Raw genomic sequence first — 22,839 nt, forward strand, 5'->3', positions numbered from 1 at the left:
GTTTGTTTTAAAATCCCAAGAGACTTAGGTTTCTTGGGATTATTTTTTTGTTGATTTTTGATGTTCGTTTAAATAAGAAAATCATGTTATGCTTTAAAAGGGTAGTTGTTTATTTTTAAAGAAAGCTATCTTTGTACGATGAAATTTAATGTCCTTTTAATCACACCACCGTTTACGCAATTAAACACTGCTTATCCAGCAACAGCCTATCTTAAAGGTTTTTTGGAAGCACATGAAATTTCTGCGACACATTGCGATTTAAGCATTGAGTTATTTACCGCTGTTTTTAAAAGTGATTTTTTATCTGATGTTTTTCAGGAAGCTGAAGATTTAAAGAATTTCCAATACCCTGAAGTTAGTAAAATGAAGTCCTTGTATATATCTAGGGTTGATTTGGTTATAAGTTTTCTTCAGAAATACGATATTAAAACCGCAAGAAAAATTTTAGAACCCAATTTTTTACCGCAGGGGCACCGATTAAAAAAGGTTAATACGCAAATAGAATGGGCTACGGGCGATATGGGGGTTATCGATAAAGCCAAGCATTATACCACTTTGTTTATTGAAGAAATTGGCGATTTTATTCAAGCCAATGTCGATGAGTTTTTTGCGTTTACTAAATATGCTGAACAAATTGCAACTTCAGCTAGTAGTTTCGATGAAATTGATTCGTTTTTAAGTTATCAACCAACACTTATTGAAGAAAAAATGTTGGACTTATTGGTTGAGCAAATTGAAAAGATTCAGCCAAAATTAGTATGTTTTACCATTCCTTTTCCAGGGAATTTATTCGCAGCCTTAAGATGTGCGCAATTTATAAAACAACTTTTTCCAGATATTCATGTGGCTTTTGGTGGCGGTTATTGTAATACCGAGCTACGTTCGCTTGAAGATCCTAGAATTTTTGAATTTGTCGATTTTATTTCATTAGACGATGGGGAAGGGCCTTTACTAAAAATAGTGCGTTATCTTGAAGGTAAAATTGAAAGTGATGACTTGGAAAGAACCTTCGTTTTAGAAAGCGATAAAGTGGTTTACAAAAATAAAACATCCAATACGATTTTTCATCACAGGAACTTACCTGCACCAAATTATTCAGGCTTGCCTTTCCATAAATATGTGTCTTTTTTAGATGTTGTAAACCCCATGCATCGGATGTGGACAGATGCTCGGTGGAATAAATTAACCATTTCTCATGGGTGCTATTGGAAACAATGCTCGTTTTGCGATGTGAATTTGGATTACATTGCCAATTATCAAAATACAACAGCAGATGATTTAGTTGATAAAATTGAAAAAATAGTTAAAGATACAGGAATAACAGGGTTTCATTTTGTTGATGAAGCTGCGCCACCGAAAATGTTACGAGCTTTATCCAATAAACTGTTAGAAAGACGTGTAAATATCACATGGTGGACAAACATTCGATTTGAAAAAACATTCGATTTCGAATTATGTGAACTCATGGCTAAATCGGGGTGTATTGCCGTAACAGGAGGTTTAGAAGTTGCTTCAGATAGATTGTTAGCTAAAATGAAAAAGGGAGTAGATATCGCGCAGGTAACACGAGTTACTCATAATTTTTCTAAAAACAACATCATGGTTCATGCTTACCTTATGTATGGATTTCCAACGCAAACTGAACAAGAAACCATCGATTCCCTAGAAATTGTTAGACAATTATTTGAAAGAAACTGTATTCAATCAGCATATTGGCATCAATTTACAACAACGATTCATAGTCCTATTGGTAAGAATCCTCAGGATTTTGGAATAACAATTACAGGGCCTAAATTTAAAGGCTTTGCCCAAAACGATTTATATCACAAAGATGTTCAGGGCGCCAACCACCCTAAATACACCAAAGGATTAAACCTGGCCTTACATAATTATTTAAACAAAGCCGGATTTAACGAAAACTTACAAAATTGGTTTGAGTTTCCAGTAAGCCAAACCAGCCACCCAGAGGGTTTAATTGATGGTTTTTTGTTGTAAAACCGAGTGGGAATTATATCAAAGTATAATGTGTTATTTTCAAGACATGTTAGTTCATTTGTGAAAATAATCTTATTATTGGTGTTTAAGTAATAATGGTATGAACTTACTTTTAGTCATAGAAACCGATAATTTTATGAGCCAAATTATTTTAGGGGGAATATTCGCCATATTGTTTTATATGATATTGCATTTTTTCTTCAAGACTCTAGAAATGGGTTATGTTTTAAGAAGGCGTAAACCTTGGTATACACATTTTTATTTATTTCCGAAGAAGCTTAACGCTTCTCAAAAATCTATTTTAAGAGCAAGTTTTCCGTTTTATAATAAATTAGATCCAAAACATCAAGGTTATTTTGAGCATCGTGTGGCTTCTTTTATTAAGGATAAAGATTTTATTGCAAGAAATGGTTTTGTAATTACCGACGAGGTTAAAGTGTTAATCTCGGCAACAGCTGTTATGCTTACTTTTGGTTTTAGAGATTATTATATTGGTATTATTTCTAAAATTGTGGTTTATCCAGAAGTGTATTATTCTAATTTAAATAAAACCTATCATAAAGGTGAGTTTAATCCAAAATTACACGCTTTGGTGTTAAGCTGGAGCGATTTTAAAACAGGTCTAGATATCAGAAATGATAATTTAAATTTAGGCATTCATGAGTTTACGCATGCCATTCATATAAATAGTATTAAAGAACGCGACATAAGCGCCACCATATTTAGCGACTCTTTTAATGAATTAACGGAGCTTTTACAAAACACGCCAGGTTTACGAGACAAGTTGGTAGATTCACATTATTTTAGAAAATATGCGTTTACCAATCAATTTGAGTTTTTAGCCGTAATTATGGAAACTTTTATCGAAACACCTTTAGAGTTTAGAACAAAATTCCCTGAGGTGTACAATAAAACTAAGCAAATGCTTAATTTTAATTTTGCTGGGTATTAGCGTGTTTTATTAGGCGAGGCTAACATCAAATATGCTTCTCTGTCAGCCGCGTCTAATAATTATAAATTTGAGTATTAAGAATTAGCAAGAGCTTTTAAATCCTTAATAGTTTCAATTTGTGTATTGCTTTTAAAAACATAGCTGCCTGCTACCAATACATCTGCACCAGCATCTGTGAGTTGCTTGGCGTTTTTATTCGTTACACCACCATCAATTTCAATTAAAGTATTTGCACCTTTGGTTACAATTAATTCTTTAAGTTGTCTTACTTTTTTAAAGGTGTTATCAATAAAACTTTGACCTCCAAAACCAGGATTCACACTCATAATACAAACCAAATCAATATCGTTGATTGTATCTTCTAAAACATTAACGTTGGTATGTGGGTTAAGTGCAACACCAGCTTTCATGCCTTCTGCTTTAATCGCTTGAAGTGTTCTATGCAAATGTGTACAGGCTTCGTAGTGTACCGTTAAAACATCGCTTCCTAATTCAGCGAAAGTTTTAATGTATCTGTCAGGATCAACAATCATTAAATGAACATCAATGGTTTTTTTAGCGTGTTTAGCAATAGCTTCTAAAACAGGCATTCCAAAAGAGATGTTTGGAACAAAAATACCATCCATGATATCGATATGAAACCAATCGGCTTCACTGTTGTTAACCATTTCTATATCACGTTGAAGGTTTGCGAAATCTGCCGCTAAAACCGATGGAGCAATTAATTTTGAACTCATTAGATTGTGTCTTATAATTTTGTGCAAAAATAAAGGTTTTGATTTAGGAATGATATTAGTTTTCAATAAAATTTTCTACCATTCCAATAACTTCATTCGCTAGCTTGTTATGTCCTAGTTTGAGCCATTTTAAATAGTCGTGTAGGTTATTAATTTCCGTTTTGTCGTCAATTACGGTAAAGCCAAAATTATAATCTTCAAAAATACGGGATTCTATACTTGTGTTAATAACTTTGAAAATATTACCATGTCTAGGGTCGCTACTAATTCTTTTATATGTGGCATCGACCATATCTTTAGGGCCTTCTAAAACCTGTAAAAAATTATAGTTTTTGTAGATAAGAACACCTGTAATATGATTTTTTGAGTTGTTTATTTTAGCTTTTTTGTAAATGTCCTTTTGAACATCAAAAGTAAGATTTCTAGAGGAATCGCTAATGTAACAAATGGTTTTTAGCATGATTGTTTTTTGAGGGCTTGTTTATAGTTGACTATAAAGATAGTTATATTATAGTTGAAAAACACCTAAAAAGTAAACCCCCGGTAATCAGCCGAGGGTTCTTTCATCAATCAAAAAACGAACAGTTATGATGTAACTGTTTGTTGTTGTATATAGGTCGTAATTTTAAGTAATTACTATCCTAAATAGGTTTTTAATATTTTGCTTCTAGAGGTGTGTTTTAACCTACGAATTGCTTTTTCTTTAATTTGTCTAACACGTTCACGTGTTAAATCGAAAGTTTCACCAATTTCTTCTAAAGTCATTGGGTGTTGGTTTCCTAAACCAAAGTATAAACGAATAACGTCTGCCTCACGAGGCGTAAGCGTTTCTAAAGCACGTTCGATTTCAGTGCGTAAAGACTCGTGTAATAATTCGCGATCTGGATTTGGAGATTCACCACTGTTTAATACATCGTATAAGTTAGAGTCTTCACCTTCAACTAAAGGGGCATCCATACTTACATGGCGACCAGAATTTTTCATAGACTCTTTAACATCGTTAATCGTCATGTCCAATTCTTTTGCAATTTCTTCAGCAGAAGGCGGACGCTCATGACTTTGCTCTAAAAAGGCAAATGTTTTATTAATTTTGTTAATCGAGCCAATTTTGTTTAAAGGTAAACGTACAATACGAGATTGTTCAGCTAAGGCTTGAAGAATCGATTGACGAATCCACCAAACGGCATAAGAAATGAACTTAAAACCACGGGTTTCATCAAAACGTTGTGCCGCTTTAATTAAACCTAAGTTTCCTTCGTTAATTAAATCGGGTAGGGTTAAACCTTGATTTTGGTATTGTTTTGCTACCGATACAACGAAACGTAAATTAGCCTTTGTTAATTTCTCTAAAGCAATTTGATCTCCTGCTTTAATACGTTGTGCTAATTCTACTTCTTCGTCTGCAGTAATTAAATCAACTTTTCCAATTTCTTGCAAATATTTGTCTAACGAAGCGGTTTCTCTGTTGGTTACCTGCTTCGTAATTTTTAGCTGTCTCATTTAATATTCTCCTGTAATTTTAGATGTGAATAAATAGGGCATTCAATAGTTATACGTGAACATAACAGATTTTGTTACAAAAAGTGTAATCTATTTTTGTAAATTATTTTTGAATACCTAAAAGTAACTTCAGTTTTAGGAGAAGTAAATCTATTTTTTTACAGGGATATCACGGGTTAACCAACCTCTTTTACTAGCTGTTACAATGGCATAAGGCGTAATCCAGAATAAACCGAATGTGTATAAAATACTGTAGGTGTAGGCCCAAAAAGATTCGGATACTTTATATCGGTTTGCGTAAAATATTACAGAAAATGTTGAGATTACCAAGATACTTAATAACGTTGAACTTATAAAAAGTAAAGGGTGTGTGTAAACGAAAAATAACATGAAAATTAAAAACGGATAAGTCATGATAATTTCAAGTGACTGACTTAAAAATAAAAGACGAGTTCCTGTTTTCGATTCTTTTTTGAAATTTGTAAACACGTATTTAGACATTTCAAGATTTTCACGAACATTGCTGCGTCCCCATCTAATAAACATTTTATATAACCCTTTATATTGTTCAGGTACATTGGTATAGGCGTAGGCGTTACGTTGAAACAATACGTGAAGTCCTTGTTTTAAAATCATGTTGGTCATGGCGCGATCTTCACCAATATCAGAAGGTTGTCCCATAAATGTTTGATTAATCCAAGCTGGAAGACAAGCAAAAACAGCAGTTCTTCTGTAAGCGGCTAAGGCACCAGGCGTACAAAGTACCGAGTTAAGGGTGCTTTCGGCAGAACGTACAAACTCGAAACTTAAAACAAAACTGACGTCTAACATTTTAGGAAGTAAGGCTTTTTTGTTGTTTAAAACACGAATATTTCCTGCAACAGCACCACATTTTTCATTGTTTACAAACGGACTTACCAAATTTCTTAAGGTATCTGTGTTTACTACAGAATCGCTATCTACCGTTACAAATATTTCGCCTGAACCTTCGTTAAATCCACGGTATAAAGCATGACGCTTTCCTTTGTTTTCAGGTTGTTGACAAATTTCTAATCGGTTTCCTAATTGTTGCTTAGCTTTAAGCATCCATTGCCATGTATCATCTTTACTACCATCATCAATGGCTAAAATTTGTAGTTTTTCTTCAGGATATTCGCTGTTAGCTAAACTTATTAAGGTATCCCAAACCAATTTACCTTCGTTGTAAGCAGGGACAATTACGGTGCAGGTTGGTAATTCTTCATCTGAAACCGACTCGACAGCCTTATAGCAAAAATATTTATACAGAGTGTACATGAAAAAACTGGTTTTAAAAAGAAGTAAACCAGCACCAATCATCATAAAAATAGAACCAAAAATAGATTGAGATTGTTCTAAATTAAAATCGTAAAAATCATTCTGAAGTAAGTAAAAGAGATATACCGCATCAATCATCAATAAAAAGGTGCAAACTAAAACCAAAATGCCCCATGCGCTTCCGGTTTTGTTCGTTGAAAGGTTTTTAATTTTATTGAAATAACTCTGGAATTGACTTGTTTTTTTTGAAGGAGGTGTAGGATTTTGATCTTGAATTTTTGCTTTTTTTGTTTTCATATTCTTATCGAATGGGTTTGTACTTTATACGGGCTTATGTGGTGTTTAGATGCTTTTTTTGAAAAATTTAACGTTATGTGAAGTTGTTTCAGCTGTGTTGAATAAAGGGATTTCACTAAATCCGATTAAATTTTGTAACTTTAGTGGTGAGATTTTATCTTGTTTGTGTTTGATAATTAATTCTTTACACTGTTTAAAATGAAAACAGTTTTTGGGACATATAAATTATTTGCGATTGTAATCTCCTTGGGGATTTTATTTCAATCTTGTAAGGTGTATTATAAAACAAATACAGCGTTAAGTGATGCCGTTTTAAGTGGAAGTCCTGCTAAATTATACACATCTTCAGATACTGTTTTTAAATTTAAGCGCATCGTTCAAGAAGATGAGGTGTTTTATGGTTTGATTAAATCGAATGGGCAACTAGAAAAAGTTAAAATTGTTGAGGATGATGTTAAACGTATACGTTTACAAAATAAAACAATGTCTACCGTTTATAATGTACTTATTCCTTTAGCTGTTGTAGGTGGGCTTATTGCTGTTTTTGCAAAACCAAATTTTGATTCTGGAATTGAATTTTAATTAAGGCATTAAAAAAGAGCCAATTTTGAATTTCAAAATTGGCTCTAAATATGATTAAAAGATTAGTAATTAATCTTATTTATCTTCTCTAGGTTTTCTATCGTCACGACGGTTGTCACGTCCACGATTATCTCTACCTCTGTTATCGCGTCCACCGCGATCATTATTTTCTCTAGGTGGTCTTGCTACATAACCTTCTGGTTTTGGTAAAATGGCTTTACGAGATACCTTCTCTTTACGAGTTCTTGGATCAACTCCAAAGTACTTCACATCAAAAACATCACCCATGTTAACTACGTCGCTAACGTTTTCAGTACGTTCCCAAGCTAATTCACTTACGTGTAATAATACTTCGTTTCCTGGTGCGTCAAGATATTCTACAACAGCACCAAAATCAAGCATTTTAATAACTTTTACTTTGTAAATGCTACCTACTTCAGGTTTAAATAATAAAGAGTCTATTTTTGCTTGAACCGCAGCAATACCTTCGTTACCTACACCTAAAATTTCAACGATACCTTCTTCTGTAACAGGATCTTCATTAATAACAATAGTAGTGTTGGTTTCTTTTTGTAATTCCTGAATTACTTTTCCACCAGGACCAATTAATGCACCAATAAATTCGTTAGGAATTCTACGGGTTATCATTTTTGGTGAATGTGCTTTAACATCTGCATTCGGAGCAGCAATCGTATCGGTAATCTTACCTAAAATATGTAAACGTCCGTCACGAGCTTGTTTTAAAGCATTTACAAGAATTTCATAAGAAAGTCCTTTTACTTTAATATCCATTTGGCAAGCTGTAATACCATCGGCAGTACCAGTTACTTTAAAGTCCATATCACCTAAGTGATCTTCATCACCTAAAATATCAGAAAGTACTGCGTATTTTCCAGATTCAGCATCAGAAATTAATCCCATAGCGATACCAGAAACAGGTTTTTTCAATTGAACACCAGCATCCATAAGCGCCATTGTTCCAGAACAAACCGTTGCCATAGAAGAAGAACCATTAGATTCTAAAACTTCTGAAACAACTCTTACTGTATATGGGCAATCTTCAGGCACCATACCTTTTAAGGCACGTTGTGCTAAGTTACCATGACCTACTTCACGACGTGATGTTCCACGAATAGGACGTGCTTCACCAGTTGAAAAAGGAGGGAAGTTATAGTGTAAGTAGAAGCGTTCTTCACCTTCAAAAGATGGCATATCTACTTGGTTTGCTTCTCTAGAAGTACCTAAAGTTACAGTTGCTAATGCTTGAGTTTCGCCACGTGTAAAGATTGCCGAACCATGAGTTGATGGTAAGTAATCTACCTCACACCAAATTGGTCTGATTTCGTCGGTTTTTCTACCGTCTAAACGTAAACCTTCATTTAAAGTTAAATCTCTAACTGCAGCTTTTTCAGCTTTGTAGAAATATTTAGAAATTAAACCACCAAAATCTTCTAATTCTTCTTCAGAAAATGAAGCGATAATTTCTTCTTTAATGGCTTCAAAAGCCGCACTTCTTTCGTGCTTTGCAGAAGCTGCTCTTGCTACAGCATATACTTTATCGTATGCCATATCGTGAATTTTTTGTGCTAAATCAGCATCTTCACGTTCTGGTTCGTACTCACGAGTTTCTTTTTTACCAAATGCTTCGGCTAATTTTACCTGAGCAGCACATTGTACTTTAATGGCTTCGTGTGCAAATTTGATTGCTTCGGTCATTTCTTCTTCAGAAATCTCATCCATTTCACCTTCAACCATCATCACAGAATCAGCAGATGCTCCAATCATCATATCGATGTCAGATTCTTCTAATTGTGCTCTTGTTGGGTTGATGATAAATTCACCGTTAATACGACCAACTCTAGCTTCAGAAATTGGACATTCAAAAGGGAAATCAGATAATTGAATCGCTGCAGAAGCGGCTAATCCAGCCATAGCATCTGGCATAACGTTTTCGTCGTGCGACATTAACTGAATCATTACCTGAGTTTCTGAATGGTAATCTTTTGGGAATAACGGACGTAAAACACGGTCTACTAAACGCATGGTTAAAACCTCCCCGTCACTTGGTCTTGCTTCTCTTTTGAAGAAACCACCTGGGTAACGTCCTGCCGCTGCAAATTTTTCTCTATAATCTACCGTTAATGGTAAAAAATCAACATCAGCTTGTTTGTAGTTGGAAACGACTGTACATAATAACATACATTTTCCTGATTGAACAACAACAGAACCATGTGCCTGTTTTGCTAACTTTCCAGTTTCAATAGAAATTTCTCTACCGTCACCTAGGTCTATGACCTCTCTAAAAACTTTTGGAATCATAAATTTTTTTAATTCTAAATTAAACAATGGTCGTTGTGTTGTTGTGTGTAGTTGTTGTGTTTGACCAATGAAAAACTGTAATTTAGCTTCTTCAATGCGTAGTTTAAACTCTTACGCACGAGTTATATTTGTGCTTTAACCTTGAAAAATAAGGTTAAAAGATTTGATGCTAAGATAAAAAAAAGAGGCTAATTAAAGCCTCGATTTTTCTTATTTTCTTAATCCTAATTCTTTTACTATGGCACGATATCTTAAGATATCTTTCTTAGTTAAGTAATCTAGTAAAGCTCTACGCTTTCCTACTAATTTTACTAACGAACGCTCAGTATTAAAATCTTTACGATTCTTTTTTAAGTGCTCTGTTAAGTGATTAATTCTGTGCGTAAATAACGCGATTTGACCTTCTGCTGAACCGGTATCGTTTTTTCCTTTACCGTGTTTTGCGAAAAGTTCTTCTTTTGCTTCTTTTGCTAAATACATGCTAATATTATTATAAATGATTTTTATGTATACGAAAGGTTTTCTTTCGAGCGGCAAATATACTAACTTTTTTGTGTTTGAAAGTTTTTTTCCGTAACTTTTACTAATTATTTCCCTAGAATTACGCTGTAGTCCAAGACCTTATTCATTGTTAATAACCAGAACAGTATATATATGAAAGCATTATTCTCTCAAAAAAACTTTCCTGATACTTATGATTCTCTAGAAAGCATTTTTAATAACACTTATAATGGGATTGCTATTTTAACCTTAGACGGCGATTGGATAAAGGTAAACGATAGTGTTTGTGAGCTATTTGGTTACACGCGACTCGAATTGTTTAATATGAATATTGAACATATTATTTTTAGAGAAGATTTAGGGGTACATCAAATAAAATATGAAAGGTTATTACAAGGAAAAATTAACCGCTACCGGGTCAGGCAGCGGTATTTTCATAAAGATGGCTCTATAATTTGGGTGCTTATTTCGGTATCGTTAATTGCAAATGCTGATGGAAGCCCTGGACAGATGATTTGGCAGTTTTCAGATATAACAAATCGAAAATTAAACCAAGACAAACTTAAATTAATGCTAAGCGTAGTGCGCGAACAAAACGAACGTTTAACCGCCTTTGCTGAAATTATTACACATAATTTACGGTCGCATTCAGGAAATTTATCCACTATAGAGGGGTTTTTAGCTGAAGAATTTCCGTGGTTAAAAGACAATGAAAATTTCACTTTACTAAACCATGCCATTGGAAATCTTGCCGAAACCGTTTCACATTTAACTGAAGTAGCTAAAATTAAACAAGTTGAAGCTTGTGAAGTTCAAAAACTAAATCTTTACGATTATGTTGAAAAAGCTATTTATACCGTGGCGGCATTTGCTAAAAACACGAAAACTGTAATAAAAAATGAGGTTGATGAAGATTTATTAATAAAAGGGATTCCTGCTTATTTGGATAGTATTATTTTGAATTTTTTAACCAATGCTATAAAGTATCGACATGAAGATCGCGTTGCTGAAGTAAAATTATCATCAGCTGAAGAAGGTAATTATATTATTTTAAAGATTGAGGATAATGGTCAAGGCATTGATTTAGAGAAATATGGTAAGAAACTTTTCCAAATGTATAAAACCTTTCATTTAAATAAAGATGCTATTGGCGTGGGTTTATTTATCACAAAAAATCATATCGAATCTATGGGCGGAAAAGTGAAAGTTTGTAGTGAGGTTGATGTGGGCACCACGTTTTCCATTTATTTTAAAGCGCATAAAAAAACCTGTCTGGAGTAGACAGGTTTAATATTTTGTTCAAAACTTAATTGATTAAGCTCTTAAAGGTTGATTTGTTATTAAATCGATATACTGATTAACTTTGTTTTTTAATTCTTTACGTTGTGTAATAAAATCTAAGAAACCGTGTTCCAATAAAAATTCTGAAGTTTGGAAACCGTCAGGTAAATCTTTTCCTGTAGTATCTTTTACAATTCTAGGTCCCGCAAAGCCAATTAATGCTCCTGGTTCGGCAATGTTAATATCTCCTAACATGGCAAAAGAAGCCGTGATACCTCCTGTTGTAGGATCTGTACAAAGCGAGATATATGGAATTCCAGCATCAGCCAATTGTGCTAATTTAACCGAAGTTTTTGCTAATTGCATTAACGATAGTGCAGCTTCCATCATACGTGCACCACCAGATTTTGAAATAACCATTAGTGGTATGTTGTTTTTAAGAGAATAATCTGCAGCTCTTGCAATTTTTTCACCAACAACACTTCCCATCGAACCTCCAATAAAGGCAAAATCCATACAAGCAACAACTAAATCTTTCCCTTTAGATTTTCCTATGGCTGTACGTACAGCATCTTTTAGGTTGGTTTTATTTTGTGCCGATTTTAAACGGTCTGGATATTTTTTGGTGTCTTCAAATTTTAAAGGGTCTTTAGACTCTAAATTAGCGTCTAACTCTTCAAAAGTGTTATCGTCAAAAAGGATTTCGAAATATTCTTTACTGCCTATTCTAACATGGTAACCATCTTCCGGACTTACATAAAAGTTTTTTTCTAGTTCTTCTGTATCAACAATTTTACCTGTTGGAGATTTGTACCACAAGCCTTTGGGCGTGTCTTTTTTCTCTTCAGTGGTTGTTGTAATTCCTGCTGTTTTTCTTTTAAACCAACTCATATTGATTAGTATATTTTTGTTTCTTTATTTAATTAAAGAACTCCGATTTCAGATTTAATATTATTTAAAATACACCTATTGTGTAGCAAACTTGTGCCTTGTCTTTTACATAACAACTAAAATGAATTAGTTATAATAAAAAGATTTAACATGAAGTCTGCCTACAAAATTAAGCATTTTTTAATTTTATAGTAGTCTCATTGGAATTTTATTGAAGCTACAATTGTAATTATCTGTAAAATAGCTGTGTAAATAAAAAGACCCTACTTAAAGCAGAGTCTTTTTGTTATCTATTTGTAGTAAAATTACCTTGTGATTATAAGGTGTTTACATTGTTTAAGTCTTCAAAAGCCTTTTTTAAACGTGCAACAAAAGTAGTTTCACCAGCACGTAACCAAACTCTTGGGTCGTAGTATTTCTTGTTTGGAGAATCATCACCTTCAGGGTTTCCAATTTGTGCTTTTAAGTACTCAGATTTTTCACCCATGTAATCTCTAATTCCAGTCATGAATGCATACTGTAAATCGGTATCAATGTTCATTTTGATAACACCGTAGCTAATACCTTCGCGAATTTCTTCAACAGTAGAACCTGAACCACCGTGGAATACGAAATCGATATGGTTGTGTTCTACACCATATTTTTTAGAAATATATTCTTGAGAATTCTTTAAAATTTTCGGCGTTAATTTAACGTTACCTGGTTTGTAAACCCCGTGAACGTTTCCAAAAGCAGCTGCAATAGTGAATTGCGGGCTTACTTTGCTTAATTCTTCATAAGCATAAGCAACTTCTTCTGGTTGTGTGTATAATTTAGAATCATCAACATCTGTATTATCAACACCATCTTCTTCACCACCTGTAATACCAAGTTCAATTTCTAAAGTCATTCCCATTTTGCTCATACGCTCTAAATACGTTTTGCAAATAGCAATGTTCTCTTCAAGAGGTTCTTCAGATAAATCAATCATATGAGAACTGAATAAAGGTTTTCCAGTTTCAGCGAAATGTTTTTCACTAGCATCTAATAAACCATCAATCCAAGGCAATAATTTCTTTGCACAGTGGTCTGTATGTAAAATTACAGGAACACCATAAGCTTCTGCTAAGGTATGAACATGTTTTGCACCTGCAACACCACCAGCAATAGCAGCTTTTTGTCCGTCGTTACTTAAACCTTTTCCGGCGTTAAATTGCGCACCACCATTAGAAAATTGAATAATAACAGGAGCATTTAAATCTCTTGCCGTTTCTAAAACACCATTTATAGTGTCTGAACCAATTACATTTACCGCTGGAAGCGCGTAATTATTATCTTTTGCATGTTTGAAAATCGCTTGAACTTCTTGTCCTGTAGCTACACCTGGTTTTATGTTGTGTCCCATTTTTAAATAAATTTTATTTCTAATTTAGTAAGGTATAAAAGTAATCATTTTTGAAGTAATGTTTGGTGGTTTTTTGCTGTGAAATCGTTAAAACAATACTAAAACGTTGTAGTAATTTAGGGAATCTAATGTGCTTAAAAAGGGTAGTTTATACCAATATTATAAACAGCGTTAGCGAAGTTATAGTCGTTAAACCATCTGTTTTCTTTGTCGTATGCAGGGTCGTGGGTTTTAAAACCAACATCTAAACGAAATACAAAGAAACTAAAGTCATATCTTAAACCAAATCCTGAACCTACAGCTAAATCTTCTAAAGATTTGAAACTTGTAAATGTGGCGTCTTCATCAGTTACGTTGTCGAAAACATTCCAAATGTTACCTGTGTCAATAAACACGGCGCCGTAGAATTCGTCGAAAATATTAAATCGCTGTTCAATATTAAACGCGATTTTTAGGTTGGCTTCATTAAACTCATCAGTAGTTTGCGAACTTCCTGGGCCTAAACTATATGCCGTCCATGCTCTATTATCGTTTGGACCACCAGCAAAGAAACTACTAGAAAAGGGGATACTGTTGGAGTTGCCATAAGGCACAGCGATACCTAAAAAACTACGCATGGCAAAAATGTTTTTTTTGCCAAAGTCCCAATGTTTGGTGTATTCAATTTCAGTTTTTATAAATTGAGAATAGGCTACGTTAAAGAGCGTGTTACGTCCTTCACTGTCTTTTTTCATATTGAAAATCTTAGAGCCTAAGGATAGTAAGTTCCCTGCAGGTTCTAGTTTAAAACGAAAAATTGAATAGTCTTCATCAAAAAGACTGGTGCGTTCATTAACAATAACACTCCAACTTGTAGAGAATATTAAGTTGTTTTCGGTTAATCTGCTTTTACGTTCGCCAATGCTATTTACGGTTTCAAATTCGTTTAATGTAATGCCAGGTGGCGGTGGAATTGTTGTGGCGTAATCAATAAATTCATCTGCCTGGGTTGGTATTTCTAAATAATCATCAGGTCCTATATAATTAATGTCTCTTGCGATATCATTTAACGTGTTATAGGAATCTTGATAAACATCAAAATAGGCATCTACATTTAAGTTTTGAACATATTGAACATTAAATAAATCCAATCTATTGGTAACCGTTTTGTTGGGCGACCAATTGTAATTAAAAATACCGCTAAACGCTTGTTTATCTAACCCGATATTAGTTTGGCTGGTCATAGATAAACTAATATTGGTGGTTGGCGACATGTATTTTGGGATTAAATGCTTGGTGTAAAATGGCGAGAAAAACCTAGGAAAGGTGAGACGGAAATCGACGCCATATTCAATAATATCAAAAAATGAGGTTTTCGAGTTGTTTTTTTCTTTTGAAGCACCTATAGATCCTTTTCCTGAAATTTCAAGAGTTTCGGCACCTCTAAAAATATTTCTAACAAGCAAACTTGGGCTTAAAGATAAACCTAAGGTTTGAATGTTGTTTTGAGACACATCGGCATTAAGACCAAGACTGAATTTTTTCAGTGGGGTTAATAAAATAGTGTCTGTTATCGTGTTATTCGAATGCTCAGTTAATTCAATATTAGGATACCTAAAAGTACGTAATTCTTTTAAGTGCCTATAGGTGTTTACCATGTCGCGGTCTCTAAAAACATCGCCTGGTTTTATAAAAACAGCATCTGCAATGGCTTTTGGTTTGTGCCTCATTTTGCCATAACTGTAAAATTTATATCCGTTAAAACTTACTGAGTCTTGAAATGGCTTGCCTCTATTTTCAAAAGTATAATCGGTAATAATATTAACATCGCTAATATGATAGACTTCAAAAGGTTCTCGGCGTATGGAGTCTGGAGTTCTTATAGCTCGATCCTGAATGGTTAATCCAACATTAACTTTGCTATTGGTGCCAATGGTGTCAATTTCAAAAGTGATGTAATCTTGATTGAAATGATAAATCCCAGAATTTCTTAAACTTGCGGAAATTCTTTTACGTTCTTCATCAAAATTACTTGTTTTGTATTGCTCGTTTGATTTGATGAAGGATTCCGGTTTGTATTTTTGATATAGGTCTGTTACTATAGGCGATTTAATGGTTTCTGAAATGGAATCGATTAGAAAACCTGTGCCAGTTTTAACTTGAAACTCTATTTCACCGCGTTTATCTTCTAGATTGACGATGTTGTAGTTGGCATTAACATTAAACCAACCGTTATTGATGTAATAGTCTTCTAAACGCTTAACCGATTTTTTTGCCTTTTTTTCATCTATAATAATAGGAGCTTCACCAGTTTCTTTAAGCCAATTATTAAAGCCAATAGCCGAATTTTTTAAATTGTCAACCTGCTTTTGTGAGTATCTTCTTTTTAATCGTTCTCGACGCTTCGGGTTTTTATCCAACCATGCTTCAAAAATGGAGTCTCTATTTGGGCGTGCAGTGTTATATATATGAAGGCGTAAAGGGAGGCCTGCAATTTTTTTATTAGGGTGTTGGTATAATAGTTTTTCAGTGGCTTCGGATTTATCTTTTTTGTCGTTAATATATACCGAATTTTCAGTTAATAACAACTCATTTTCCTTAACTCTTTTCACCGTATCACATGAGAAAAGTTGTCCTGCGAATAATACTAAAATGACTATTTTTAAGAGTTGTTTTTTCAAATGAAATCGAAGTTATTCAGGGTTTAAAAGGTGTTTTTTGTTTTCCGAATTTGCCTTATAAGCGTATTAAGATTCAAAAATACGGTATTTAAGCTAAAAAAAGTATTTAATTAATTCGTGTCTAAGCAAATCTTATAATTATTTTCTTTTCTTTATAAAAATTTAATAAACGTACATGCTTTCTAAGAGTCAGATAAAATTAATAACGAGTTTAAAGCAAAAAAAATATAGACAACAGCACGGATTTTTTGTTGTTGAAGGATTAAAAACGATTAAAGAACTTTTAGAGTCTAGTTTAGAACTTTATGCTCTTTATACCACAGAATCTTTTGATGCTAATTTAAGTGCAGAAGTTTTAATTTCGGAAACCGATTTAAAACGAATTAGTTTTTTAACTACGCCAAATAAAGCATTAGCAATTTTTAGAATGCCAACTCCCAAAGCAGTAGATTACAACGGATTTATTGTTGCGCTCGATGATGTACGTGATCCTGGTAATTTAGGAACCATTATAAGACTTTGCGATTGGTTTGGAATTAAAGATTTGGTTTGTAGTACGGCCACGGTAGATTGTTTTAATCCAAAAGTTATCCAAGCTACAATGGGGTCTATAACCCGTGTTAACATTAGTTATTTGGATTTAGAATCTTTTCTAAAAAATCAAAACCAACCTGTTTTTGGAGCATTTATGGAAGGTGAAAATGTTTATAAAAATGCGCTTCCAGATCAAGGAGTTTTAGTAATGGGGAACGAGGCTAACGGAATTTCTGAAGCTGTTGAAAACTTAATAACCAAAAAAGTATCTATTCCTAGATTTGGTGAGTTACAAGCAACCGAAAGTTTAAACGTCGCCACTGCAACCGCCATTTTACTAAGCGAATTTAAGCGCGGTTGAGAACGTTTGTAGAAAGTTTTTTAAGGTGTGATTTTCTGAATTAAAGTTGATGGTTAATTAAAAAGTAAGACTATTATTTTAACCAACAACCAACAACCAACAACCAACAACAATATATCCTACTGAAAAGTAAAGTTTATAAAAACACCTCGCGTTTTCATGCTTGAAATATTGCTTGTCCACGGACTATCAGGGTCGTTGTCTCTAACCAGTTCGTCACTAATCGCGAAAATGCCTCGAATAGAAGGGGTAAACTTAAAGTTGTATAAATAAAAATCGATACCAAAACCGAGTTCGTAAAACAAAGGACTTGTTTTGGTTCTAAACTGTCCGTTGTCATTATCTTCAGGGTTGTTTTCGTTACTCGATAAGTTTATAGCTGTAGAAAAACCACCTACAATAAACGGTTTAAAATTATTAACACGTTTGGCGGAAATTTTCAGTAATAAAGGAACGTGTATATAAGTCGATTTAACTTCTCTTATCAAGTCGGCTTCGGTATAAGGATATCCGTCAAAGTAGGTTTTGCTGTAGCGTAATTCTCTTGTGGTAATGTTTAATCCGGGTTCTAAACGTAAATCTATAAAGTTATTTATACGTAAGTTTCCTATTAAACCAACACTAAAACCTGGGTTTCGTTTTACGTAAATATCACGTAAATCGGTGTTGTAGTCAAAATTAAAATCGTAAACGTTTACTCCTAAATAATAGCCCCAACGGAATAAATTATAGTCGGTTGTTCCTCTCCCTTGATTGGCATCATAAATCACTTTTTCTTTATTAAAGAGTTGAGCGTGTGTGGTTTGGAAAAGAAAAAGAAATACGATTAGTGCAAAAAAATGCTTCATATGTTTACTTAGATGATTTGTAAATAGTTGCCACACCCAAAGTTTGTGGAAAATCTTCAACATTAATAAACCCAATTTTTCGTAAAATATTGTTTAAAGCTTCACCATAAGGAAAAACAGAAGCCGATTCCGATAAATATTTGTAGGCACTTCGGTCTTTAGAAAAGATTTTACCAATAAGCGGTAATATATTTTTAGAATAGAAATTATAACCTTGTTTAAACGGCGTTTTTGTTGGGATAGAAGTTTCAAGAATTACAAAAGTACCGTTTGGTTTAAGTACTCTATAGATTTCTTTCAAACCGTTTTCTAAAGTTTCAAAATTTCTAACACCAAAAGCTACAGTAATTGCATCGAAGGTATTGTCTTCAAAAGGCATATTTTCACTATCGCCTAAAATCATTTCAATTTTAGACTCTAATCCTTTCTTTTTAATTTTTTCTTTGCCAATTTCAAGCATACCGCTACTAATGTCTAAACCTACAATTTTTGTAGCATCAGTTTCAGCAAGATTAATAGCTAAGTCGCCTGTTCCGGTGGCAATATCTAAAATAGTTTGGGGATTGCTTTCTTTTATGATTTTAACAACATTTTGTCGCCATTTAATATCAATTCCAAAAGAAATCACGCGATTTAAACCGTCATAATCACCAGAAATGTTATCAAACATTTTAGTAACCTGTTCCTTTTTGCCTAATTCGCTGTTTTTGTATGGTTTTACTTTTGACAAGTTTTCGATTTTTTGACAAATATAAACTTTTAAAAAAGCTTTACATAATTAGGTTTCTAAATAATTATATTGATTCAATTTAATGAAGCGCCCTCTATTTTATATTATATTTGTGCTACTTTTATGATTATAGAAAAATGAAAATAATAATTGCAGGAGCTGGTGAGGTTGGATTTCATTTGGCAAAATTATTGTCTTACGAATCTCAGGAGATAACATTAATAGACCCCAATAAAAAAAGTTTAGCGTATGCAGACACCCATTTAGACATTCGTGTTGTTAAAGGTGATGCCACTTCTATAGCTATTTTAAAAGAAGCTCGAATTGATACTTGCGACTTGTTTATTGCGGTAACTTCAAGCGAAACTACTAACATTACTATTTGTGTTTTAGCCAAGCAACTAGGTGCAAAAAGAACCATTGCCAGAATATCCAATACCGAATTTATTCGTCATAAAGATGAAGTTGGTTTTACCAAATTTGGTATCGATGAGTTAATTTCTCCCGAAGCTTTAGCGGCTGCAGAGATTGAATTGTCCTTAAAGCAATCCTCATTCAATGAAACTTACGAGTTTGAGCAAGGTGCTTTAACCATGGCAGGATTAACACTTTCTAGATCGGCTTCTTTTGTTGGCAAAACTGTAAAAGAAGCTGCCGAAATTTTCCCAGAAATACATTTTGTACCTATTGCTATTCAGCGTTTTGGTACACAGTTTACAACCATTCCTAGAGGTGATACCAAGTTTAAACGCGGCGATAGCGTGGTTTTTATAACTTCTGAAGGTGGTGCCGATGAGCTTTGTAAACTTACAGGGAAGGTTAATAGAGAAATTAAAAACGTCATGATTTTAGGTGGCGGACAAATAGGTTTTAAAACAGCACGCGATTTAAGTAATAAAGGTTTTAATGTGAAACTTTTAGAGGGAAATAGAGATCGTGCTTTCGATATTGCAGATGAGTTAACTAAAGTTTTGGTTATTAATAGCGATGGTAGAAACGTCGATTTATTGGATGAAGAAAATATTGGTGATATGGATGCTTTTATTGCTGTTGGGCCAAACTCTGAAACCAATATCATGTCTTGCTTAGTAGCGAAAACTAAAGGCGTTAAAAAAACTATTGCCTTGGTTGAAAACATGGATTATTTCGATTTGTCGCATTCCATTGGAATTGATACTTTAATTAATAAAAAGTTACTTGCCGCAAATAATATTTTTAGATACATCCGTAGGGGTGAAGTGGTTGCCATGACTAAGCTTAGCAATTTAAATGCAGAATTGTTAGAGTTTGAAGTTAAAGGCTCGTCGGCAGTTTGTAATAAAACCATTAAATCTATCGATTTTCCAAGAAGTGCTATTATTGGTGGTGTTATACGAAATGGAGTAGGTATGATTGCTTTAGGAAGCTTCAAAATTCGAGAAGGCGATCGTGTGGTGGTTTGTTGTTTACTGAAATCGATAAAACGAGTTGAAAAACTATTCATTTAAACTTACTTAATTAACCATTTTGAAACTCAATTTTAAAATAATTTTTCACTTCTTAGGATTACTATTATTATTTAATGGTGGTTTTATGCTTTTATCTGCCTTGGTGAGTTTAATTTATCAAGACGGGGTTACGCTTCAAATTGCAATCGCAGGATTATTAACCATGTTGGTTGGTGTTATTGCCATGGTGTTTACAAGAAAACACGAAAAGGAAATGAACAAGCGTGAAGGTTACATTGTGGTGACTTTTGGTTGGATTTTCATGTCGCTTTCAGGAGCCTTGCCCTATGTAATAACAGAAAGCATACCCAGTTTTACAGATGCTTTTTTCGAGACCATGTCTGGTTATACCACAACGGGAGCTTCTATTTTAAATGATATAGAAATTGTTCCAAAAGGAGTTTTATTTTGGAGAAGTTTAACGCACTGGATTGGCGGTATGGGAATTATCGTTTTGGCCATTGCTATTTTACCATTATTAGGTATTGGTGGGATGGAACTTTTTGCTGCTGAAGCGCCAGGGCCTAGTGCCGATAAATTGCACCCTAGAATAACAGATACAGCCAAGCGTTTATGGCTTATTTATTTCGGGTTTACAGCTGCCGAAACCTTGCTTTTAAATGTTGCGGGCATGTCTTTTTTCGATGCGATAAATCATGCCATGTGTACATTATCTACGGGAGGATTTTCAACTAAAAATGCAAGTGTTGCTTATTGGAATCATCAACCAATTATTCAATACATTATTTGTTTGTTTATGTTTTTAGCAGGCGCGAATTTTGTATTGAGTTATTTTGCTTTCAAAGGAAAATTTCAAAAAATATTACATGATGAAGAGTTTAGATTGTACTTTAAATTCATCGCTGTATTTACGGCAATTGCGGCTTTAATTATTTATTTTCAAGCTGATTTAAATACTTCGACCATTCATCATCCTATGGTTTGGGGAAAAGGGGAAAGTGCTTTTAGGCATGCTTTATTTCAAGTTTTATCTGTTATAACAACGACAGGATTTGTTTCGGCAGATTATACTTTATGGACGCCCTTTTTGGTGGTTTTCTTCTTCGGATTGATGTTTTTGGGAGGTTCGGCAGGAAGTACTTCAGGAGGTGTTAAAGTGGTACGTCATTTAATTTTGATAAAAAATGGTTTTTTAGAGTTTAAACGTACACTGCACCCTAATGCTATTATTCCTGTGCGATATAATAAAAAAGCAATTAATAGATTTATCGTTTTTAATGTTTTGGCTTTCTTTATCCTGTACATGTTGTCTTTTATTATAGGATCTTTAGTGTTCTCTATGTTTGGATTAGAATTTCATTCATCTGTAGGCTTAGCTGCTTCAACTTTAGGGAATGTGGGACCTGCTTTTGGCGATTTCGGACCAGTTAACAATTACGCTGCCTTGCCTGCTTTAGGAAAATGGTGGGCTTCGTTTTTAATGTTAATTGGGCGTTTGGAGTTGTTTACCGTACTTATTTTATTTACACCTTTCTTTTGGCGTAATAGATAGGTTTTATACACTGGGATTTTTTATTTGAGTTAGTGTTTTTTGATTTGAAGTTGCTGAATTTTAGTATTTACATTACTGTTGACTAATTTAACTTATTTCATAACCAATTTTTAGGTTATGTCTAAATTAGATATTTTTTTATATTTGACCGAAAATATATCTTTTTATGTAGTGTTTACATGCTTATTTACCATTAATGAAAGAAAAATATTAATAATTCCCTGTTTTTCAAGATTTTATAAAATTAAGTATGCCACTTTTTGTAAGAAGCTATGTAAAACCAAATCTAAAACCCTGAATTTTAAACTATTACAATGAAGTGCATTTTATCAGTTACATTTTTTATGCTTTTTGGACTAAATTTAATTGGCCAAACTAAAATATTTTCGACTACTGAGTATAAAACAGGAATTTATAAAACCTACCAGGAGTTTCTTAATAATAGTCCTTCTATTCCTTTTGATTATGAATTTAAAGAAAAGAATATGAAATATGGTCTTTTTGGTTTTGGAGGAAGTGTTCCTGTAAATTATGTGAAAGTGAAAAACAAAAAAGGTAAAGAAATAGGGCATGTATTTGGTTTTTCTGATGGAAAAAAAGTGTTTATTAACCCTGGCTCCCCCATATTAAGTTCTAATGCCCGTTTTTATAATTGTCAGTTCATTTATAACTTTTGTTACTTTAAGTATTTAAGTACACTCACGACTTCTGTAGGGTCTCAATCATCTAGTTCGCATTCGCTTGGTCAAGGGTTGATTGATATGGAAAATAATAAAGCAGTTGAATTAGATAAGGATAGTTTAAGAGAACTTATCTCAAGTGACAAAGAGCTACTTGCAGCCTTTGAAGCAGAATCAAATAAGAACACTACTTTGTTTGATTATTTTAAGAAATTTTTAAATCGTCAACAAGCAGATCAGGAAGTTACTCCTTAGATTTTCCTCTTTAGTTAATTGTAAAAATATATAGAT

At 33.5% G+C, this 22,839-nt stretch carries 19 protein-coding genes; 8 read left to right on the forward strand and 11 right to left on the reverse strand.

The window, feature by feature from the left end; all coding sequences use genetic code 11:
- Window positions 1-138 precede the first annotated feature (138 nt).
- Together H6X70_RS00550 and H6X70_RS00555 are read left to right on the forward strand one after the other, a co-directional pair.
- The gene (locus tag H6X70_RS00550) at window positions 139-1,995 is read left to right on the forward strand and encodes a B12-binding domain-containing radical SAM protein (RefSeq protein WP_194765727.1); all 1,857 of its coding nucleotides are present in this window, start codon (window positions 139-141) and stop codon (window positions 1,993-1,995) included.
- 100 nt (window positions 1,996-2,095) lie between these two features.
- On the forward strand, window positions 2,096-2,947 hold the full coding sequence (locus H6X70_RS00555; RefSeq protein ID WP_228530221.1) for a zinc-dependent peptidase: 852 nt from the start codon (window positions 2,096-2,098) through the stop codon (window positions 2,945-2,947).
- Between the two features lie 74 nt (window positions 2,948-3,021).
- Here H6X70_RS00555 and rpe read toward each other — a convergent pair whose 3' ends face one another.
- The 4 genes from rpe to H6X70_RS00575 all read right to left on the reverse strand — a co-directional run bounded on the left by rpe (window position 3,022) and on the right by H6X70_RS00575 (window position 6,777).
- On the reverse strand, window positions 3,022-3,684 hold the full coding sequence (gene rpe, locus H6X70_RS00560) for a ribulose-phosphate 3-epimerase (protein ID WP_194765728.1): 663 nt from the start codon (window positions 3,682-3,684) through the stop codon (window positions 3,022-3,024).
- Window positions 3,685-3,739: 55 nt separating this feature from the next.
- Entirely contained in the window at window positions 3,740-4,144 is a 405-nt protein-coding gene (locus H6X70_RS00565) for a BLUF domain-containing protein (protein ID WP_194765729.1), read from the reverse strand.
- A 176-nt stretch (window positions 4,145-4,320) separates the two neighbouring features.
- Window positions 4,321-5,184, reverse strand: a complete 864-nt coding sequence (locus H6X70_RS00570) for an RNA polymerase sigma factor RpoD/SigA (protein WP_034041378.1) — start codon at window positions 5,182-5,184, stop codon at window positions 4,321-4,323.
- 150 nt (window positions 5,185-5,334) lie between these two features.
- Window positions 5,335-6,777 (reverse strand): glycosyltransferase, encoded by a 1,443-nt coding sequence (locus tag H6X70_RS00575; protein WP_194765730.1) that lies wholly within the window; start codon window positions 6,775-6,777, stop codon window positions 5,335-5,337.
- 198 nt (window positions 6,778-6,975) lie between these two features.
- On the opposite strand from H6X70_RS00575, the gene H6X70_RS00580 reads away from it, so the two are divergent.
- Complete coding sequence (locus H6X70_RS00580) at window positions 6,976-7,359, forward strand: hypothetical protein (RefSeq protein ID WP_194765731.1); 384 nt, start codon at window positions 6,976-6,978, stop codon at window positions 7,357-7,359.
- Between the two features lie 75 nt (window positions 7,360-7,434).
- Here the strand turns inward: H6X70_RS00580 and H6X70_RS00585 are convergent, their stop codons facing one another.
- Window positions 7,435-9,678 (reverse strand): polyribonucleotide nucleotidyltransferase, encoded by a 2,244-nt coding sequence (locus H6X70_RS00585; RefSeq protein ID WP_194765732.1) that lies wholly within the window; start codon window positions 9,676-9,678, stop codon window positions 7,435-7,437.
- 210 nt (window positions 9,679-9,888) lie between these two features.
- Entirely contained in the window at window positions 9,889-10,158 is a 270-nt protein-coding gene (gene rpsO, locus H6X70_RS00590) for a 30S ribosomal protein S15 (RefSeq protein ID WP_067149941.1), read from the reverse strand.
- Window positions 10,159-10,332: 174 nt separating this feature from the next.
- On the opposite strand from rpsO, the gene H6X70_RS00595 reads away from it, so the two are divergent.
- A complete protein-coding gene (locus tag H6X70_RS00595) occupies window positions 10,333-11,460 on the forward strand; it encodes a sensor histidine kinase (RefSeq protein ID WP_194765733.1) in 1,128 nt (375 codons plus the stop codon).
- Window positions 11,461-11,493: 33 nt separating this feature from the next.
- Here H6X70_RS00595 and accD read toward each other — a convergent pair whose 3' ends face one another.
- From accD to H6X70_RS00610, 3 genes are all read right to left on the reverse strand, one after another.
- Complete coding sequence (gene accD / locus H6X70_RS00600; RefSeq protein ID WP_194765734.1) at window positions 11,494-12,351, reverse strand: acetyl-CoA carboxylase, carboxyltransferase subunit beta; 858 nt, start codon at window positions 12,349-12,351, stop codon at window positions 11,494-11,496.
- Between the two features lie 316 nt (window positions 12,352-12,667).
- The gene (fbaA, locus tag H6X70_RS00605; protein ID WP_194765735.1) at window positions 12,668-13,735 is read right to left on the reverse strand and encodes a class II fructose-bisphosphate aldolase; all 1,068 of its coding nucleotides are present in this window, start codon (window positions 13,733-13,735) and stop codon (window positions 12,668-12,670) included.
- Between the two features lie 134 nt (window positions 13,736-13,869).
- Window positions 13,870-16,395, reverse strand: coding sequence for a BamA/TamA family outer membrane protein (locus H6X70_RS00610; protein ID WP_194765736.1), 2,526 nt, complete (start codon window positions 16,393-16,395; stop codon window positions 13,870-13,872).
- 175 nt (window positions 16,396-16,570) lie between these two features.
- On the opposite strand from H6X70_RS00610, the gene H6X70_RS00615 reads away from it, so the two are divergent.
- Window positions 16,571-17,290 (forward strand): TrmH family RNA methyltransferase, encoded by a 720-nt coding sequence (locus tag H6X70_RS00615; protein ID WP_194765737.1) that lies wholly within the window; start codon window positions 16,571-16,573, stop codon window positions 17,288-17,290.
- A gap of 119 nt (window positions 17,291-17,409) precedes the next feature.
- Here the strand turns inward: H6X70_RS00615 and H6X70_RS00620 are convergent, their stop codons facing one another.
- Both H6X70_RS00620 and ubiE read right to left on the reverse strand, forming a co-directional pair.
- Entirely contained in the window at window positions 17,410-18,138 is a 729-nt protein-coding gene (locus tag H6X70_RS00620; RefSeq protein WP_194765738.1) for a porin family protein, read from the reverse strand.
- Between the two features lie 4 nt (window positions 18,139-18,142).
- A complete protein-coding gene (gene ubiE, locus H6X70_RS00625; RefSeq protein ID WP_194765739.1) occupies window positions 18,143-18,868 on the reverse strand; it encodes a bifunctional demethylmenaquinone methyltransferase/2-methoxy-6-polyprenyl-1,4-benzoquinol methylase UbiE in 726 nt (241 codons plus the stop codon).
- Window positions 18,869-18,978: 110 nt separating this feature from the next.
- Between ubiE and trkA the strand changes: the two genes are divergently transcribed.
- The 3 genes from trkA (at window position 18,979) to H6X70_RS00640 (ending at window position 22,803) form a co-directional block, all read left to right on the forward strand.
- Entirely contained in the window at window positions 18,979-20,355 is a 1,377-nt protein-coding gene (gene trkA / locus H6X70_RS00630) for a Trk system potassium transporter TrkA (protein WP_228530222.1), read from the forward strand.
- Window positions 20,356-20,371: 16 nt separating this feature from the next.
- Window positions 20,372-21,868: a TrkH family potassium uptake protein gene (locus H6X70_RS00635; RefSeq protein ID WP_194765907.1), complete on the forward strand. Its 1,497-nt coding sequence runs from the start codon at window positions 20,372-20,374 to the stop codon at window positions 21,866-21,868.
- A 314-nt stretch (window positions 21,869-22,182) separates the two neighbouring features.
- Complete coding sequence (locus H6X70_RS00640; protein WP_194765741.1) at window positions 22,183-22,803, forward strand: hypothetical protein; 621 nt, start codon at window positions 22,183-22,185, stop codon at window positions 22,801-22,803.
- Window positions 22,804-22,839 lie beyond the last annotated feature (36 nt).

Source organism: Tamlana sp. I1, assembly GCF_015355625.1.
In the GTDB taxonomy this organism is placed as follows: domain Bacteria; phylum Bacteroidota; class Bacteroidia; order Flavobacteriales; family Flavobacteriaceae; genus Pseudotamlana.

Coding starts and splice junctions, on each gene's coding strand:
- H6X70_RS00550 (WP_194765727.1), top strand. CDS start 139: ATGAAATTTAATGTCCTTTTAATCACACCACCGTTTACGCAATTAAAC.
- H6X70_RS00555 (WP_228530221.1), top strand. CDS start 2,096: ATGAACTTACTTTTAGTCATAGAAACCGATAATTTTATGAGCCAAATT.
- rpe (WP_194765728.1), bottom strand. CDS start 3,684: ATGAGTTCAAAATTAATTGCTCCATCGGTTTTAGCGGCAGATTTCGCA.
- H6X70_RS00565 (WP_194765729.1), bottom strand. CDS start 4,144: ATGCTAAAAACCATTTGTTACATTAGCGATTCCTCTAGAAATCTTACT.
- H6X70_RS00570 (WP_034041378.1), bottom strand. CDS start 5,184: ATGAGACAGCTAAAAATTACGAAGCAGGTAACCAACAGAGAAACCGCT.
- H6X70_RS00575 (WP_194765730.1), bottom strand. CDS start 6,777: ATGAAAACAAAAAAAGCAAAAATTCAAGATCAAAATCCTACACCTCCT.
- H6X70_RS00580 (WP_194765731.1), top strand. CDS start 6,976: ATGAAAACAGTTTTTGGGACATATAAATTATTTGCGATTGTAATCTCC.
- H6X70_RS00585 (WP_194765732.1), bottom strand. CDS start 9,678: ATGATTCCAAAAGTTTTTAGAGAGGTCATAGACCTAGGTGACGGTAGA.
- rpsO (WP_067149941.1), bottom strand. CDS start 10,158: ATGTATTTAGCAAAAGAAGCAAAAGAAGAACTTTTCGCAAAACACGGT.
- H6X70_RS00595 (WP_194765733.1), top strand. CDS start 10,333: ATGAAAGCATTATTCTCTCAAAAAAACTTTCCTGATACTTATGATTCT.
- accD (WP_194765734.1), bottom strand. CDS start 12,351: ATGAGTTGGTTTAAAAGAAAAACAGCAGGAATTACAACAACCACTGAA.
- fbaA (WP_194765735.1), bottom strand. CDS start 13,735: ATGGGACACAACATAAAACCAGGTGTAGCTACAGGACAAGAAGTTCAA.
- H6X70_RS00615 (WP_194765737.1), top strand. CDS start 16,571: ATGCTTTCTAAGAGTCAGATAAAATTAATAACGAGTTTAAAGCAAAAA.
- H6X70_RS00620 (WP_194765738.1), bottom strand. CDS start 18,138: ATGAAGCATTTTTTTGCACTAATCGTATTTCTTTTTCTTTTCCAAACC.
- H6X70_RS00640 (WP_194765741.1), top strand. CDS start 22,183: ATGAAGTGCATTTTATCAGTTACATTTTTTATGCTTTTTGGACTAAAT.